Below are 13,310 nucleotides of genomic sequence, written 5' to 3' on the forward strand. Positions count from 1 at the left end.
CACTGCGGGTCTACGCGCATGTGATCCGGTCGGCCGGGGTGACTGCGCCTGACGTGTTCGCGCGGGTCATGAGTGAGGCCTCGGGGCCGCTGTTAGCAAGCCTGTTAGCAATAGCCCTCCTTGCGAAGATCGCAAGGAGGGCTATGAGCTGGAGCCGCCTATCGGAATCGAACCGATGACCTATTCATTACGAGTGAATCGCTCTGCCGACTGAGCTAAGGCGGCTTGCTGCGCGAGGCACAGCGGGAAGCAGTCTACCGGGTGTTGGGTGTGGGTGCGCACCGGTTAATCAGCGGCAGACCGTCCCGGCCTTGGGCGGCTCGGTGGTGACCAGGTACCTGTCGGTGGCCTGGGTGATGCAGGGGTTGCCCTGAAGGTAGGCGGTGTGACCGTCGCCGTCGAGGGTGAGGAGGACGCCGCTGGAGAGCTGGGAGGCGAGGCTCTGTGCCCACTTATACGGGGTGGCGGGGTCGCGGAGGGTACCGATGACGACGATGGGCTTGGCGCCCTTGGCGGTGATTGGGGCGGGCTGCTTCTTCGTCTGGACGGGCCAGTAGACGCAGGGAAGGCCGCCCCAGACGACGAAGGGGCCGAACCGGGGGGCGACCTTCGTGGCTTCGTCGGCCGCCTTGCCGTACTCCTTGGCGGAGGACGGGTTGGGCTTGTCGACGCAGTTGACGGCCATGTTGGCGTCGGTCTGGTTGCTGTAGGAGCCGTCTGGCTTGCGTTCGACCATCTGGTCGGCGAGCGTCAAGAGGAGCGTGCCGTCCGACTTCTGTATGGCCTGGGCGAGGGCCTGGCGTAGGACGGGCCAGTACTCCTTGAGGTAGAGGGCCGTGGCGATGCCCATGACGGCTAGGGACTCGGTGACCTGTCGCTTGTCGCGGGTGTTGGCGAGGGGCTTCTTGTCGGTCTGGTTCAGGAAATCGGTGATCTTGGCAAGGGCGGCGTCGGTGGAGGTGCCGAGGGGGCAGTTCGGCTTCTTGACGCAGTCGTCGGCGAAGGCGCGGAAGGCCGTCTCGAAGCCCTTGGCCTGCTCGATCAGGAGGCCGGTGGACGAGGCTGTGGGATCGACGGCACCGTCCAGGACAAGCGCGCGGACGTTGGACGGGAACTGCTCGGCGTAGAAGGCGCCAAGGTAGGTGCCGTAGGAGGCGCCGTAATAGGTGAGCTGCTTGTCGCCGACGGTGGCGCGCAGTACGTCGAGGTCGTGGGCGGCATTGGTGGTGCCGACGTACGGCAGTTCGGCGGCGGCCTTGGCCTGGCAGTTCTGGGCGAAGTTCTTGCTGGCGGCGGCGAGGGCGTCTGTCTCCTGCCGGTCATCCGGGGAGGAGTCTGTGGCGAAGAACTGGTCCAGTTGGGAGCCGGTGTTGCAGCGGACAGGACCGCTCTTGCCGACACCCCGGGGATCGAAGCCGACGATGTCGAAGCGTTTGCGCAGATCGGGTCCGAAGCTGCCGGCCGCCTGGCGGATGAAGTCGACACCAGAACCGCCGGGACCGCCGGGATTGGTGAAGAGAGAGCCGATCCGGTTGGACTTGTCCTGTGCAGGGAGCTTGATGAGGGAGATGCCCAGCTTTTCACCGGACGGCTTTGCGTAGTCCAGAGGGACCTGAGCCGTCGCACACTGGAAGCCGCCGCCGCAGCCCTTCCACGACAGTTGCTGGCTGTAGACCAGGTCGAGCCCCGTGGGGGTGCCCGTTGAGGAGACGGCCTCCTTCTGCCCGCTCGCGTTGCAACCGGTCGCTGCCAACGCTAGCACTGTGGCCACGCTGATGAGCCTCGCTGCCCGCACTCTGGTCCCCGTCTCGTCGTAGCGCCCCGTATGCCGACGCCTACGCTACGTCGGCATGATGGTCCGAGGCTACTTCTCTCCGTATTCGAGTCCGATGCCGTCCAGAAGCCACTGGAGGCCACGGTCGAAGTCTTCCTGTCCGAAGATGCCGGCCTCGAACACGGGCTTGAGGTTGGGAAGCTCGCCGCTGTCCATGAGGGTCTGAACGTAGCTCTGCTCCAGCAGACTGCTCTGGGCCTGCTGTAGCCCGTTCTCGCCCAGCTCACGTATGCGCTGCTCGCGAAGGATGAAGCCGAGCATGTAGTGGTCCACGGTGGTGATGATCGCCAGCATCGCCTTCGGGTCGTCGGTGAGGCGTGCGGCGGCGGCCAGGGACTGTTCGGCGTGCCTCAGGCCGTTCGGTCCGACACGGGGGGCACGGCCGGCGAGTTCGAACATCCAGGGGTGTTTCAGACCGGCCTCGCGTTCCCTGCGGGCTATCTCCAGGAGCGCCTCGCGCCAATCGTCCGGCATGTCACCCTCGATCAGCACCTCCTCCGCCACCTCGTCGTACATGAGATCGAAGAGTTCTTCCTTGGCGTCGATGTGGGTGTAGAGGCTCATCGCCCGAACTCCCAGCTCAGCGGCGATGCGGCGGATGGAGACCGCGGCCAGGCCCTCCGCGTCCGCGACCTTGACCGCCGTCTCGACGATCGCCTCCCGGGTCAGCTTCGGACGGCGTCCGCCGCGGGGACGCGTCCATACGTCGCCGGGCCGCTCACGGGGGCGCCTGGGAGTACCTGCCACGGGAAAGATCGTACGTGATACGGCGTATCGATACGCTGTACGGATTGAGCGATACGGTGTACGGTGATGTCGATACGGTGTACGGAGGGAAGCGCGATGGACACCACGACGACCTCATCTCCCCAGGTAAGGGCGGGGATCGACCCGCGTCTGCGCAATCTCGCGATCGTGGTCGTGCTCGGAGCGATCATGACCGTCCTCGACAGCACCATCGTCAATGTCGCGATCAGCGCGCTCGGCGAGGACTTCACGACCTCGCTGGCGACCATCCAGTGGGTCGTGACCGGCTACACGCTGGCGCTGTCCATGGCGATCCCGTTGACGGGGTGGTCGGTGCGGCGGTTCGGCGCGAGGACGATGTGGCTCGTCTCGCTCGGGCTGTTCATCAGCGGTTCGCTGCTGTGCGGACTGGCGTGGTCGGTGCCCTCGCTGATCGCGTTCCGCGTTCTGCAGGGGCTCGGCGGCGGGATGCTGATGCCGATCGGGCAGACCATGCTCGTCCGGGAGGCGGGCCCCGACCGGATGGGGCGGGTGATGAGCATCGTCTCGGTCCCCGCGATGCTCGCCCCGGTGCTCGGCCCGCTGCTCGGGGGCGTGATCGTCGATCATCTGAGCTGGCGCTGGATGTTCTACGTCAACATCCCGTTCTGTGCGTTCGCGCTGCTGGCTGCGATTCGGATGCTGCCACGCGACACCGAGCGCGACGCCGGCGCCCGGCTGGATCTGCTCGGCATCCTGTTCCTCTCGCCCGGCCTGGCCGCCCTGGTGTACGGGTTGTCGGAGGCCGGTAACGGGGCGAGCCTGACCGGCGGACGTTTCCTCGGAAGTGTCATCTCCGGCGGCGTCCTGGTGGCCGGATTCGTCGTCCACGCGGCACGCAAAGGCGAGGGCGCGCTCATCGACGTCCGGCGGCTGAGTACGCGGGCCTTCACCAGCGCGACAGGCGGGTTCTTCCTCTACAGCGGGGCGGTGTTCGGGGTGATGATCCTCATTCCGCTGTTCGCGCGAGTCGTCCGAGACGAGTCGGCGCTGGACGCCGGCTGGTTGCTGGCCCCGATGGGGGTCGGCGCGATGATCACGATGCTGGTCTCCGGTCGCCTCTCCGACAGATTCGGTGGGCGCTGGATAGCCGCGACCGGGCTGGTCGTCGTCCTCGCCGGGACGCTCGTCCTCACCACTCTCGATCCCTCGACCGGACGCATCGTGATCATGACGGCGATGTTCGTCGTGGGGCTCGGACACGGCATGATCGCCCCGTCTCTCATGGCGATGAGTTACCAGGGCCTCCCCCATGTCGCGATTCCGGCCGCGACGACCGGCGCGAACATCCTGGTCCGCATCGGCAGTTCGTTCGGCACAGCCGTATCGGCCGTCATCCTCCAGATCGCGATCCGGGACGAGATTCCCGGGTCGAGCGGCAGTCTGAACGAAGCAGCCACGCACTCGCCGGCATTGCTGACGAACGCCTTCACCGAGACCTTCTGGTGGACGACCGCAATCCTGCTCGCCGCGCTCATCCCCGTCCTTGCCGTCCCCCGCAAGCGAATGTCCGCCGCCTCGTAGGCGCGCACCCTCGTCCACAGACCTTGCTCAGCGACGTCCCGATCGGGTGTACATGTGCGTGGACCGAACCTGTCGCAGATCTGTGTGCCGCTACGTGGTCGGGAGCCCGGGTCGGTTAGGCAAGGTTTTAGTGCATGCGGCCTGGCCGTTCTTGGCGTGCCGCATTCACCCGCCCGCCGTGTTTGCGTGGCCGGGTGAGCCGGCTACTTCGCGCGGCGTGACGGTGGTGGATTTCCGAGCCTCGGCGGTGGGCGGCTCTTGGGCGGGTTCGTGAAATAGGGGCGGGGGACGGGCTGTTGGCTCGGTCATGGGCATAGGACATGTGGAATTGCGCGGCCGGATCGAGCCTGGTGTCCGGCGGGTCAGGGCGTACCTCGGCGGCAAGCTGGTGGCCGACACCACGGCACCGTCCCTCGTCTGGGAGAACTCCTACTACCCGACCTACTATCTGCCGGTGGACGATGTGCGGGCCGAACTCGTGGAGGACGGGCCGGGGCGTGACGGCGGCACCCTCTACACCGTGAAGGTGGATGGTGCGCAGGCGCCCGGTGCCGCGCTACGTCAGGTCGATTCGCCGGTGGAGGAGCTACGTGACCTCGTCCGGCTCGAATGGGGCGCGATGGACGCCTGGTTCGAGGAGGACGAGGAGGTCTTCGTCCATCCGCGCAGCCCGTACACGCGCGTTGACGTCCTGCCCAGCTCGCGACACGTGCGCGTGGAGGTGGACGGGGTGACGGTGGCGGAGTCGTCCAGCCCCCGGCTGCTGTTCGAGACGGGCCTGCCGGTGCGCTACTACCTGCCGAAGACGCACGTCCGCATGGACCTGCTGGAGCACACTGACACCATCACGCGCTGTCCCTACAAGGGGGATGCCGAGTACTGGGCGGTGCGAGCGGGTGGCAAGGTCCACAAAGATCTGGCGTGGTCGTATCCGGGGCCGCTCGACGAGAGCCGCAGGGTGATCGGTCTCGTCTGCTTCTACAACGAGAAAGTGGACATCTACCTGGACGGTGTGTTGCAGGAGCGGCCCAAGACGAAATTCTGAGCCGAGCGCTTCACGGGCTCGCTCGAAGGGGCAGCGCTGCGGTTGCCCTGCCGAGAGCAGTGCAGGATCGGCGGGGACTTCCTGCGATGGCGTGCTGTCCTTGTTCGGCTGCGGGTGTTTGCTGCGCTTGAATACGCGCGGAGCGGCCGATCGCGCCTTCGGTGTGGAGTCCGGCGGCGGGTCAGTCAGCCCAGCACCTGAGCGACCGGCAGGAAGAGACGTGCGGGGTCGTTCGCGATGGGAGCACCGTATTCCATGATCACGGTGCTGGACGCGGCGCGGAGGCCCTGCTTCTCGGCCCAGTCGATGACTTCCGGATGCCTGTGGTCGATGTCCATCTGCAGAAGTTCCGGGACGGCCAGCTCCTTGATCAGCGTCATGGCCGTCCTCTCGTCCCGCGCGGTGATAGGACCCATCATGGTCTGGTCGCCACTCCGCCATCGGCCTCCGAAGCCCACCAAGCCAGTCTCGTCCCGGATGACGCGGAACTCGTCAGAGAACGAGACCATCTTGTCCATAAGGGTCGTACGTGGGGCACCGAAGGCTTCGGTGTCGAGACCGATTACGTCTGGGATGTCGCTAGGGGCGGCTGACGCGGAGACGTCTCCCCCATCCGGGCCCACGGGGGTACCCCTGTAACCCACAGGGGTGCCCTTGTAAGTCGTGCAGCGTCCTACCGAGCGAAATCCCAGACGCTCATATAGTGGACGGCCGTACTCCGTGGCGGTGAGGCAGAGACTGGCCGTGCCCGCGTGTTCCATCGCGTGGCGCATGAGCTTCCCGGCGATGCCCTGGCGTTCATAGCGTTGCGCGGTCAGGACCATGCTGATGGCGGCAACGTCCTCTCCGTACGAGGTGGACACGGTTGTTCCGATGAGACCGTCCCCATCTGGGGCGTCGAGGCCATAGACCTCGCCCACCGCGAACAGCAGTTGCCATTTGCGGTCTTCGGCTCCCCAACCGCGGCTAATGGCGAGACTCTGGCAGGCCGGCACGTCGTTGAGTCCGAGCCGCCGTACCGTCTTGTCCATCCAGGCATCCCCTCGTGTCGGCCGCCGCCCTATCGGACCCTAGATTGCCGTTCGTCCGGGCACCAACCCGGCCGCGTGGTGATGGAACAGAAGGGAGTGGGATTGCTCTGATCGACAGGATCAGAAGAGCGGGAGGGCGGGAGGGGGGAGGGGCGGGAAGGCCCGGCCGGCGCCTCCCTGGTTCGCGCGAACCTTGGGCGATCCTCTCTTCAGAGGGGCACGACCATTTCGGCGAGTCGGGCTGGCGCCGAAAGGAGGAGCCGGATTGTCTGCCCGCGAGGTCGAGCCGGTCGGCAATCTGTTCTGTAGTCGAGTGACCACGAAGTGCGCGAACTCGGTTCTTCCGACGGTCCTTTGAGGGCTACCGGCACATAATCCGGTTCGTGGGGTTCGAGCCCGGTTTCTGCATCAACCAGGAACTGCGGCCCACGCAGCTCGCCAAGGCCGGATTGATGTCGGAGGAGGTCACCGTCAAGAATGGCGGGTCCACCGCTCAGGCCCGCATCGCTTGGACCCTCGGCACCGGGTGCGCTGCGGTGGCCTTGGTATCGCAACGGTCATCCCCATGCGAGTCGCCGCGCCGTGGCCTGGCTGGTCTCGGTGCGCGACAGGACGGCGGCGATAAAACGGAGGGCGTTCCCGTTTCTGCTCAGCGGCCAGGACGGGCCGTTCTGCGCGGATCGGCTCGCGCAGCCGCTCGTTTCCGGACAAGATAAGGATCGCCTCACTTCGCCATGGACGGGAGTTCTCCATGACACACGACCCGCAAGGTAACACCGAGTCACCGGATCTCAACACATCCGTTCCGCACTCGGCGCGGGTCTGGAACTACTGGCTCGGCGGAAAGGACAACTACCCCGCCGACCGTGCCGCCGGCGACCACTTCATCGCGACGTTTCCCAGCATCGTCGAGATCGCACGCCATTCCCGGCACCTGCTGACGCGAGTCGTCCAGCACCTCGCGCGGGAGGAGGGCGTCCGGCAGTTCCTCGACATCGGCACCGGGCTTCCCACCGTGGACAACACGCACGAGGTCGCGCAGCGTGTCGCGCCCGACGCGCGGATCGTCTACGTCGACAACGACCCGCTCGTCCTGACGCATGCCCGTGCACTCCTCACGAGCACGCGCGAGGGGCGTACCTCTTACGTCGACGCGGATCTGTGCGATCCCGCCGCAATCGTCAAGCAGGCCGAAGACACGCTCGACTTCAACAAGCCGATCGCGCTGATGCTGATGGGAATCCTCGGACACATCCCCGACGAGCGGCAGCCGCACAAGATCGTCGAACGCCTGGTGCGGGAATTGCCCTCGGGCAGCTTCCTGTCCATCTGGGACGGCGTGAACCTTGTCACCGGCGAGGCCCTCGACGAGGCGCAGGAGGACTACAACGAGGGCGGCGCGATCCCGTACCACCTGCGCAGCCCGGACGAGATCGCACGCTTCTTCGACGGGTTGGAACTCATCGAACCCGGCATCGTCAGCCTGTCCCGCTGGCGTCCGGAACCGAACGCGTTCGGCGAGGCCGGGGAGGTCGACGCGCTCTGCGGAGTGGCTCGCAAGCCCTGACCGCTAGGGACCATGCAGGACGGCGTTGTAGTTCGAGCACCACCAGCCTGAGCGCCGTCAGTTCGAGCATCGCCAGCATGCGCGCCGTCAGTCTGGGACGTCGCCGGCCTGAGCGTCGTCCGTCTGGGGCGTCTGGGGCGTGCCGTACGCCGCGTCGTGTTGTCTGCGGGGTGAGCAGACAGAGGCGGACGGGCAGGAGCAGCGCCGCGACCCGACCTTCACAGTGACGCGGTCGCCTGGGACGTTGTAGCCGATGACCTGCCCCTCGCCCTCCGGCGTACTGACCCGCGAACCCAGACGTGGCGCGCTCTCCTTGAACTCCATGTAGAGCGGGTGCTCGTATTTCAGGCAGCACATGAGGCGGCCACAGGCACCGGCGATGCGCAGCGGGTTGACGGGGAGGTCCTGCTCCTTGGCCATGCGGACGGAGACGGGCTCGAAGTCCTTGAGGAAGGTGGCACAGCACAGGTCGCGGCCGCAGGGACCGATGCCGCCTTGCAGGCGGGCCTCGTCGCGGGGACCGACCTGGCGGAGCTCGACGCGGGCCTTGATGCCGCGGGCCAGGTCGCGGACGAGGGCACGGAAGTCGACGCGGTGCGGGGCAGAGAAGTAGATCTTGAAGATGTTGTCGTTGTCGAGGTAGTCGACGCCGATCACCTTCATGGGGAGATCGTGCTTGCGGATCAGGCGTTTGGCGATGGAGCGGCCCTCGGCGCGGCGGCGGCGGTTGGTCTCGTCGCGGGCGAGGTGCTCGTCGGCGGCGGGTCCGGCGCATTCGGGGAGGCCGCCGATGTCGTCGGAGACCCACTGCGGCGCCCAGACGCACTCGGCGACCTCGGGGCCCGAGTCGGTCGGGACGAGGACCTTGTCACCCACCTTCGGGGTGTGCGGGCCGGGGTCGAGATAGTACAGGCGGCCATACCGGGTGAAACTGACTGCCATCACCATGCCCACGGTTTCGCTCCGTTCACCCGATTCCGTGGGGACCACTCTAGGGCGTCATCCGCCCGGCGGTCCCTGGCGATCTGCTCCGGTGATCCAGTTCGGTGATCCGGCACGCAATCCGCCGGACGGCAATCCGGCGGGTGATCCGCTGGGCGGTATTCCGGACGGTGATCCGCTGAGCGGTAGCCCGGACGGTGATCCGCCGGACGGCGGGCCTACGGGTTACCAGGCGGCGTCGGTGAGGTCCGGGGCAGTGAGGGCGGTGCCGTCCGCGTACAGGCGGCCGTCGGTGAGGGCGGCGAGCAGGTGGCGGCCCGTGTGGTCGGTGTCGAGGCGCAAGACGTGGAGTCTGACCTTCGGTCGCACCGACTTCTGCCGCGCGATGACCTTGGTCGGTTTGCGGGTGCCGACCGCGAAGGCCTGCAGCGTGACCTGGCCGCGTTGGGCGACGCCGGCGATGATCGTCCGGCCGTCTCGGGTGAGGACGGCCTTGGTGGCGCCCTTCGGCAGGTTCAGGACGGGCTTGCTGACCTTGAGGTCGCCGGACGGGACCGTGGTGTCGAGGGTGCGCACCTGGTGCCGGGCTTCGGTCACCTTGCCGTTGACGTCGCGGAGCGGGCTCCAGACGAACGCGAGCGTGTCGCCGGCCCAGGAGAGGCTGTTGACATGCGCCGGGCCCTTGGTGATCCAGGACTTGCGCGCTCCGGTGCGGGCGGAGACGACGTCCACGCGGCTCGCGGTGCCGCGGTAGGTGACGTAGGCGATGCGGTCGCCGTCCGGGTTGGCGGCCTGGTCGGAATAGGCGGTGGAGACTCCGGAGATGGTGGCCTTGGGGAGCGGCTGCAATGCCGTGGGACGTCCGTTGGCGTCCACTTTGAGGCGTTGGAACGTTACCTGCCGGGCAGTGGAGGACGAGACGATGAACGAGCCGCTCTTCACCGCCGACACGTGCCGGAAGCGCGTGCCGCGCGGTGCGGCGACGGGCAGTCCGACGTCGGCGCCTCGAAAATCGCGGACGAGCAGGGCGGTGCCGGCCTCGCGGACGCCGACGACGAAGCGGGACGTGGTCTGCTCGCTCTTGGCGGCGGGCTTGGCCGCGTGCTCGGTCTTCGTCGCGCGCTGGCGGTGGTGGACGACGTCCAGGCCACCGCCGATGACCAGTGCCATACCGGTGGCGACGCCGACCGGGAGGAGGCCCTTCCATGCCGAGCCGATCCGTGAACTTCCGTCCATGGGGTTGCCCCGCACCAGCCTTTCGTTGATCCCGCTCTACCGACCCGTAGTTTCTATCTCATCTACCTTCCGGCAAACAGCCATAAATGCTGAGTTGTCACTTCGATGCCTCAGGTTCCCGCGGCGAGCGCCGCACCGGCCGCCTCGACGACGGACGAGCGGTACGAGCCGCCGTACAGCTCCAGGTGGACGAGCAGCGGGTGCAACTGGTGCAGCGGGACCCGCTGCCGCCAGCCGTCCGCCAGTGGCGCCGTCTCATCGTAGGCCGCGAGGACCCGATCGAGATGCGGAGTCCCGAACAGGGCCATCATCGCGAGATCGGTCTCACGGTGCCCGCCGTGCGCGGCGGGGTCGATGACCAGGGCTCGGGCGTCCGTCCACAGGACATTGCCCGACCACAGGTCGCCGTGGACGCGGGACGGCGGCTCGGGCGGACCTGCCAGCTCGCCGATGCCGGCGATGACGCGCTCGACGAGGCGCAGGTCGGCACTGGAGAGGTGGCGGGACGCGCGCCGCAGGAACGGGTCCAGGCGGCGCTCGGCGTACCAGGCCGGCCAGCCGCGCCGGTCCGGCGTGTTGTCGAGCGGGAGGTCGGCGATGAAGCCCTCCCACGGCGCGCCGTACGCCTCTGGCCGGGCGCCGGTGTGCAGGGCCGCCAGCTCGCGTCCGAAACGCTCCGCGATCTCCGCGGTGGGCGGGGCGGACGGCAGCCACGGCAGGACGAGCGTCTGCCCGTCCACCGCGAGGACGTCCGGGACGGGCATGCCGGGCCCCGCCTCGGCCAGCCAGCGCAGCCCGGCCGCCTCCGCAGCGAAGACGCCGGTCCGGTCGTGGGCGGCCTTCACGAACACTTCGCGCCCGTCGGCGACTCTCGCGCGGTGCAGCGTCCAGGAATGGCTGGACCCCAGGTCGCCGAGGTCGTCGACCCTGGTCCCGAGCAGCCGCCCGATCCGCTCGCGCATGGCGGTCAGGCGGCCTTGAGCTCGGCGCGGATCTCGTCCAGAAGACCGGGCATCGCCGCCTCCACCATCTCCAGGGCACGGTCGAAGTCGGCGCGTCCCCCGTAGTAAGGGTCGGGAACGTCGAGGTCGGCGCCCGCGTCCGGGTCGAACTCGCGCAGGAGCCGGATCCTGCCGCGCGCCTCCTCGCCCGGCGCCATCGACCGCAGCGCCCGCAGGTGCCCCTCGTCCAACGCCAGGATCAGGTCATATCGGTCGAACCAGTCGACCTCGAACTGGCGGGCCGTGTGCGCCGAGCGGTAGCCCGCCCGACGCAGGGCCGCGATCGTCCGGGAGTCCGCCGCATGGCCCACGTGCCAGCCGCCCGTGCCCGAACTGTCCACCTCGACGTCCAGGCCCTCCTCGTCGACGTGGTGGCGCAGGACCCATTCGGCCATCGGGGAGCGGCAGATGTTGCCCGTGCAGACGAACGTGACCCGGTACGGCATGGCACCATCATGCCGCAGCCCCCACTCTCGCCGACGCCCCTACCCCGCCGCAGGTCAGGGTCCTGCCACGACGACGGCGTCCCCTCCCGGCAGTCCGTGGACGCATCTCGCGCTGCCCTGATATCGCCGACGTCCGACGCAGGAGCGACAGGACGGCAACGCGGCCCCTGACCGTGTCCGATCAGGGGCCGCGTTCGGGGGTCGCGGTCAGGGGCCGCGTTGGGGATGGGTCAGTGCTTGACGGCGTTCAGCGCGTCCACGATGCCGTTACCGAAGAACCCGTTCCGGCCCTTGGAGCCCTCACAGGTCTGCTTCGACGTGTTCTTCACCCACTTGCCGTCGGTGAGCCTGTACCAGACGTACTCGACGGTGTTCGGGTTCGGGCAGGGCGTGGTGGTGGCGGTGGCACGCAGTACCCCCTCCACGATCCGCGGGTTCAGCGTGAGCCCGCCGTTGCTGTGGTCCTTCTTGCCGTACTTGCTGACGATCAGCGCGGCGACGCCCACGGCGTGCGGCGAGGCCATCGAGGTGCCCTGGATCGACTGGTAGTAGGCGCACTTGCCGTCGACGCAGCTGCGGATGATGTTCGGCACCTTCGGGCTGCCGTCGGAGTTCAGCTCCCCCCGCTCCTTCGCGAGGCGCTCGGGGTAGGCGGCCCAGATGCCGCGCCGGTCGTCGGGCTTGCCATCGGGCGCGTCCACCTTGTCGCCGCCGGGGGCGGCGACGGCGATGAAGCCGTTGCCGAAGCTGCTGTAGTACGACTTGCGGGTGCTCGGGCCGGTCGCCGACACCGGGATCACGTTGTCGCCCTCGGTCGGCATCGACGCGCAGCTCGCCGGAACCGTCCGCTTGTAGGGCTTCTCACCCGGGACGGACGGGAAGTCCGGGCTCGTCTCGTCCACGTTGGTCTTGGTGTAGTCGATGAGCTCGTTGCCGGCGGCCGAGATCAGGGTGACGCCGCGCTTGTGCGCGAAGTCCAGCGCGCGCTGCGTCGCCTTGACGATGGTGCGCTGTTCGAGCTGGTCGGCGGGCTTGTCCGCCGGGTTGTCGGCGCAGTTGAACAACCACGGGTCGATGTAATACGACATGTTCACGACGTCGATCCCGGCCTTGCCCGCGTACGTCAGCCCGTCCACGGTCGGCTGGAGGTAGAACTGGCCGGAGTCCTGGCCGACGCGGATGTTGACCAGCGACACGTTCGGCGCGACGCCCGACATGCCGAGCCCGTTGCGCGGTGAGGCAATGGTGGACGCGACGTGGGTGCCGTGATCGTTGTCGTCCCAGTCGACGGGGTCGACGCACGACTTGAACTCGCAGGGGCCGTCCAGTTCGTTCCCGTCGGCGTCCTTGGGGATGTCCTGGGTGAAGTTCCGGCTGAGCTTCTTGTTGAAATTAGGCTTCACGTCGGGGTGGTCGCCGTCCACACCGGTGTCCAGAACACCGACCAGCACACGCTTGTCGCCGGGCTCGGTCTTGTACGAGCCCTTGTTCGTGGCGTGGATCTGCTTCATGTCCCACTGCAGATCAGCCAGAGGCTCGGCGTCCTTGCTGGGCTTGCCCGCGACGGTCACCTTGCCCTGCGTGCCGGTGGTCCGCTCGACGGTCGTGGCGGCCTTCTTGGGTGCCTTGGGTGCCTGGCCGATGACGCGGTTGTGCGCGACGCCCTCCAGGGCACGCTGACCCATCGCGTCGGTGGTGAACTCCGGGTTCTTCGACCGCACGGTGGCGACGCCCACGTCCTCGTTCTCGTGGACGATCCTGCCCCCGGCGGCCTTCACGGCGGCGTGGGCCTTGCCTAGAGAGACGCCCTCCTTGTAGAGGACGACATACTCCGATGTCACACCCTCGTTCTCGGGTGGGCTCGGAGCCGCGGACGCTGGGAAGGCGAGGGCCGTCGT

11 protein-coding genes and 1 tRNA gene are annotated in these 13,310 nt (G+C 67.8%); 3 read left to right on the plus strand and 9 right to left on the minus strand.

Going from position 1 to position 13,310, the window contains the following annotated elements:
- Positions 1-149: 149 nt before the first annotated feature.
- The 3 genes from AMA02S_RS34155 to AMA02S_RS34165 form a co-directional block, all read right to left on the minus strand.
- Positions 150-225, minus strand: a tRNA-Thr gene (locus AMA02S_RS34155).
- Between the two features lie 64 nt (positions 226-289).
- On the minus strand, positions 290-1,762 hold the full coding sequence (locus AMA02S_RS34160; protein ID WP_439951623.1) for an alpha/beta hydrolase: 1,473 nt from the start codon (positions 1,760-1,762) through the stop codon (positions 290-292).
- A 102-nt stretch (positions 1,763-1,864) separates the two neighbouring features.
- Positions 1,865-2,581 (minus strand): TetR/AcrR family transcriptional regulator, encoded by a 717-nt coding sequence (locus AMA02S_RS34165; RefSeq protein WP_067467090.1) that lies wholly within the window; start codon positions 2,579-2,581, stop codon positions 1,865-1,867.
- 96 nt (positions 2,582-2,677) lie between these two features.
- Between AMA02S_RS34165 and AMA02S_RS34170 the strand changes: the two genes are divergently transcribed.
- Both AMA02S_RS34170 and AMA02S_RS34175 read left to right on the plus strand, forming a co-directional pair.
- Positions 2,678-4,144, plus strand: a complete 1,467-nt coding sequence (locus tag AMA02S_RS34170) for an MDR family MFS transporter (RefSeq protein ID WP_067467092.1) — start codon at positions 2,678-2,680, stop codon at positions 4,142-4,144.
- Between the two features lie 307 nt (positions 4,145-4,451).
- Entirely contained in the window at positions 4,452-5,189 is a 738-nt protein-coding gene (locus AMA02S_RS34175; protein ID WP_067467096.1) for a DUF427 domain-containing protein, read from the plus strand.
- 185 nt (positions 5,190-5,374) lie between these two features.
- On the opposite strand, the gene AMA02S_RS34180 is transcribed toward AMA02S_RS34175, so the two are convergent.
- Complete coding sequence (locus AMA02S_RS34180) at positions 5,375-6,220, minus strand: GNAT family N-acetyltransferase (protein ID WP_067467099.1); 846 nt, start codon at positions 6,218-6,220, stop codon at positions 5,375-5,377.
- A gap of 751 nt (positions 6,221-6,971) precedes the next feature.
- On the opposite strand from AMA02S_RS34180, the gene AMA02S_RS34185 reads away from it, so the two are divergent.
- The gene (locus AMA02S_RS34185; RefSeq protein ID WP_067467102.1) at positions 6,972-7,787 is read left to right on the plus strand and encodes an SAM-dependent methyltransferase; all 816 of its coding nucleotides are present in this window, start codon (positions 6,972-6,974) and stop codon (positions 7,785-7,787) included.
- An 87-nt stretch (positions 7,788-7,874) separates the two neighbouring features.
- On the opposite strand, the gene AMA02S_RS34190 is transcribed toward AMA02S_RS34185, so the two are convergent.
- The 5 genes from AMA02S_RS34190 to AMA02S_RS34210 all read right to left on the minus strand — a co-directional run bounded on the left by AMA02S_RS34190 (position 7,875) and on the right by AMA02S_RS34210 (position 13,253).
- The gene (locus AMA02S_RS34190; protein ID WP_439951621.1) at positions 7,875-8,729 is read right to left on the minus strand and encodes a PSP1 domain-containing protein; all 855 of its coding nucleotides are present in this window, start codon (positions 8,727-8,729) and stop codon (positions 7,875-7,877) included.
- A gap of 225 nt (positions 8,730-8,954) precedes the next feature.
- A complete protein-coding gene (locus tag AMA02S_RS34195; protein ID WP_067467105.1) occupies positions 8,955-9,965 on the minus strand; it encodes a TolB-like translocation protein in 1,011 nt (336 codons plus the stop codon).
- A 110-nt stretch (positions 9,966-10,075) separates the two neighbouring features.
- Positions 10,076-10,927, minus strand: coding sequence for a fructosamine kinase family protein (locus AMA02S_RS34200; protein WP_067467108.1), 852 nt, complete (start codon positions 10,925-10,927; stop codon positions 10,076-10,078).
- A gap of 5 nt (positions 10,928-10,932) precedes the next feature.
- Positions 10,933-11,412 carry a low molecular weight protein-tyrosine-phosphatase gene (locus tag AMA02S_RS34205; RefSeq protein WP_067467111.1) on the minus strand — a complete coding sequence of 160 codons (480 nt, stop codon included), beginning with the start codon at positions 11,410-11,412 and terminating at the stop codon, positions 10,933-10,935.
- A gap of 230 nt (positions 11,413-11,642) precedes the next feature.
- Positions 11,643-13,253, minus strand: coding sequence for a S8 family peptidase (locus AMA02S_RS34210; protein WP_245667951.1), 1,611 nt, complete (start codon positions 13,251-13,253; stop codon positions 11,643-11,645).
- Between the last annotated feature and the right edge of the window lie 57 nt (positions 13,254-13,310).

The sequence above is a fragment of the Actinomadura macra NBRC 14102 genome, from assembly GCF_001552215.1.
Taxonomy (GTDB): domain Bacteria; phylum Actinomycetota; class Actinomycetes; order Streptosporangiales; family Streptosporangiaceae; genus Spirillospora; species Spirillospora macra.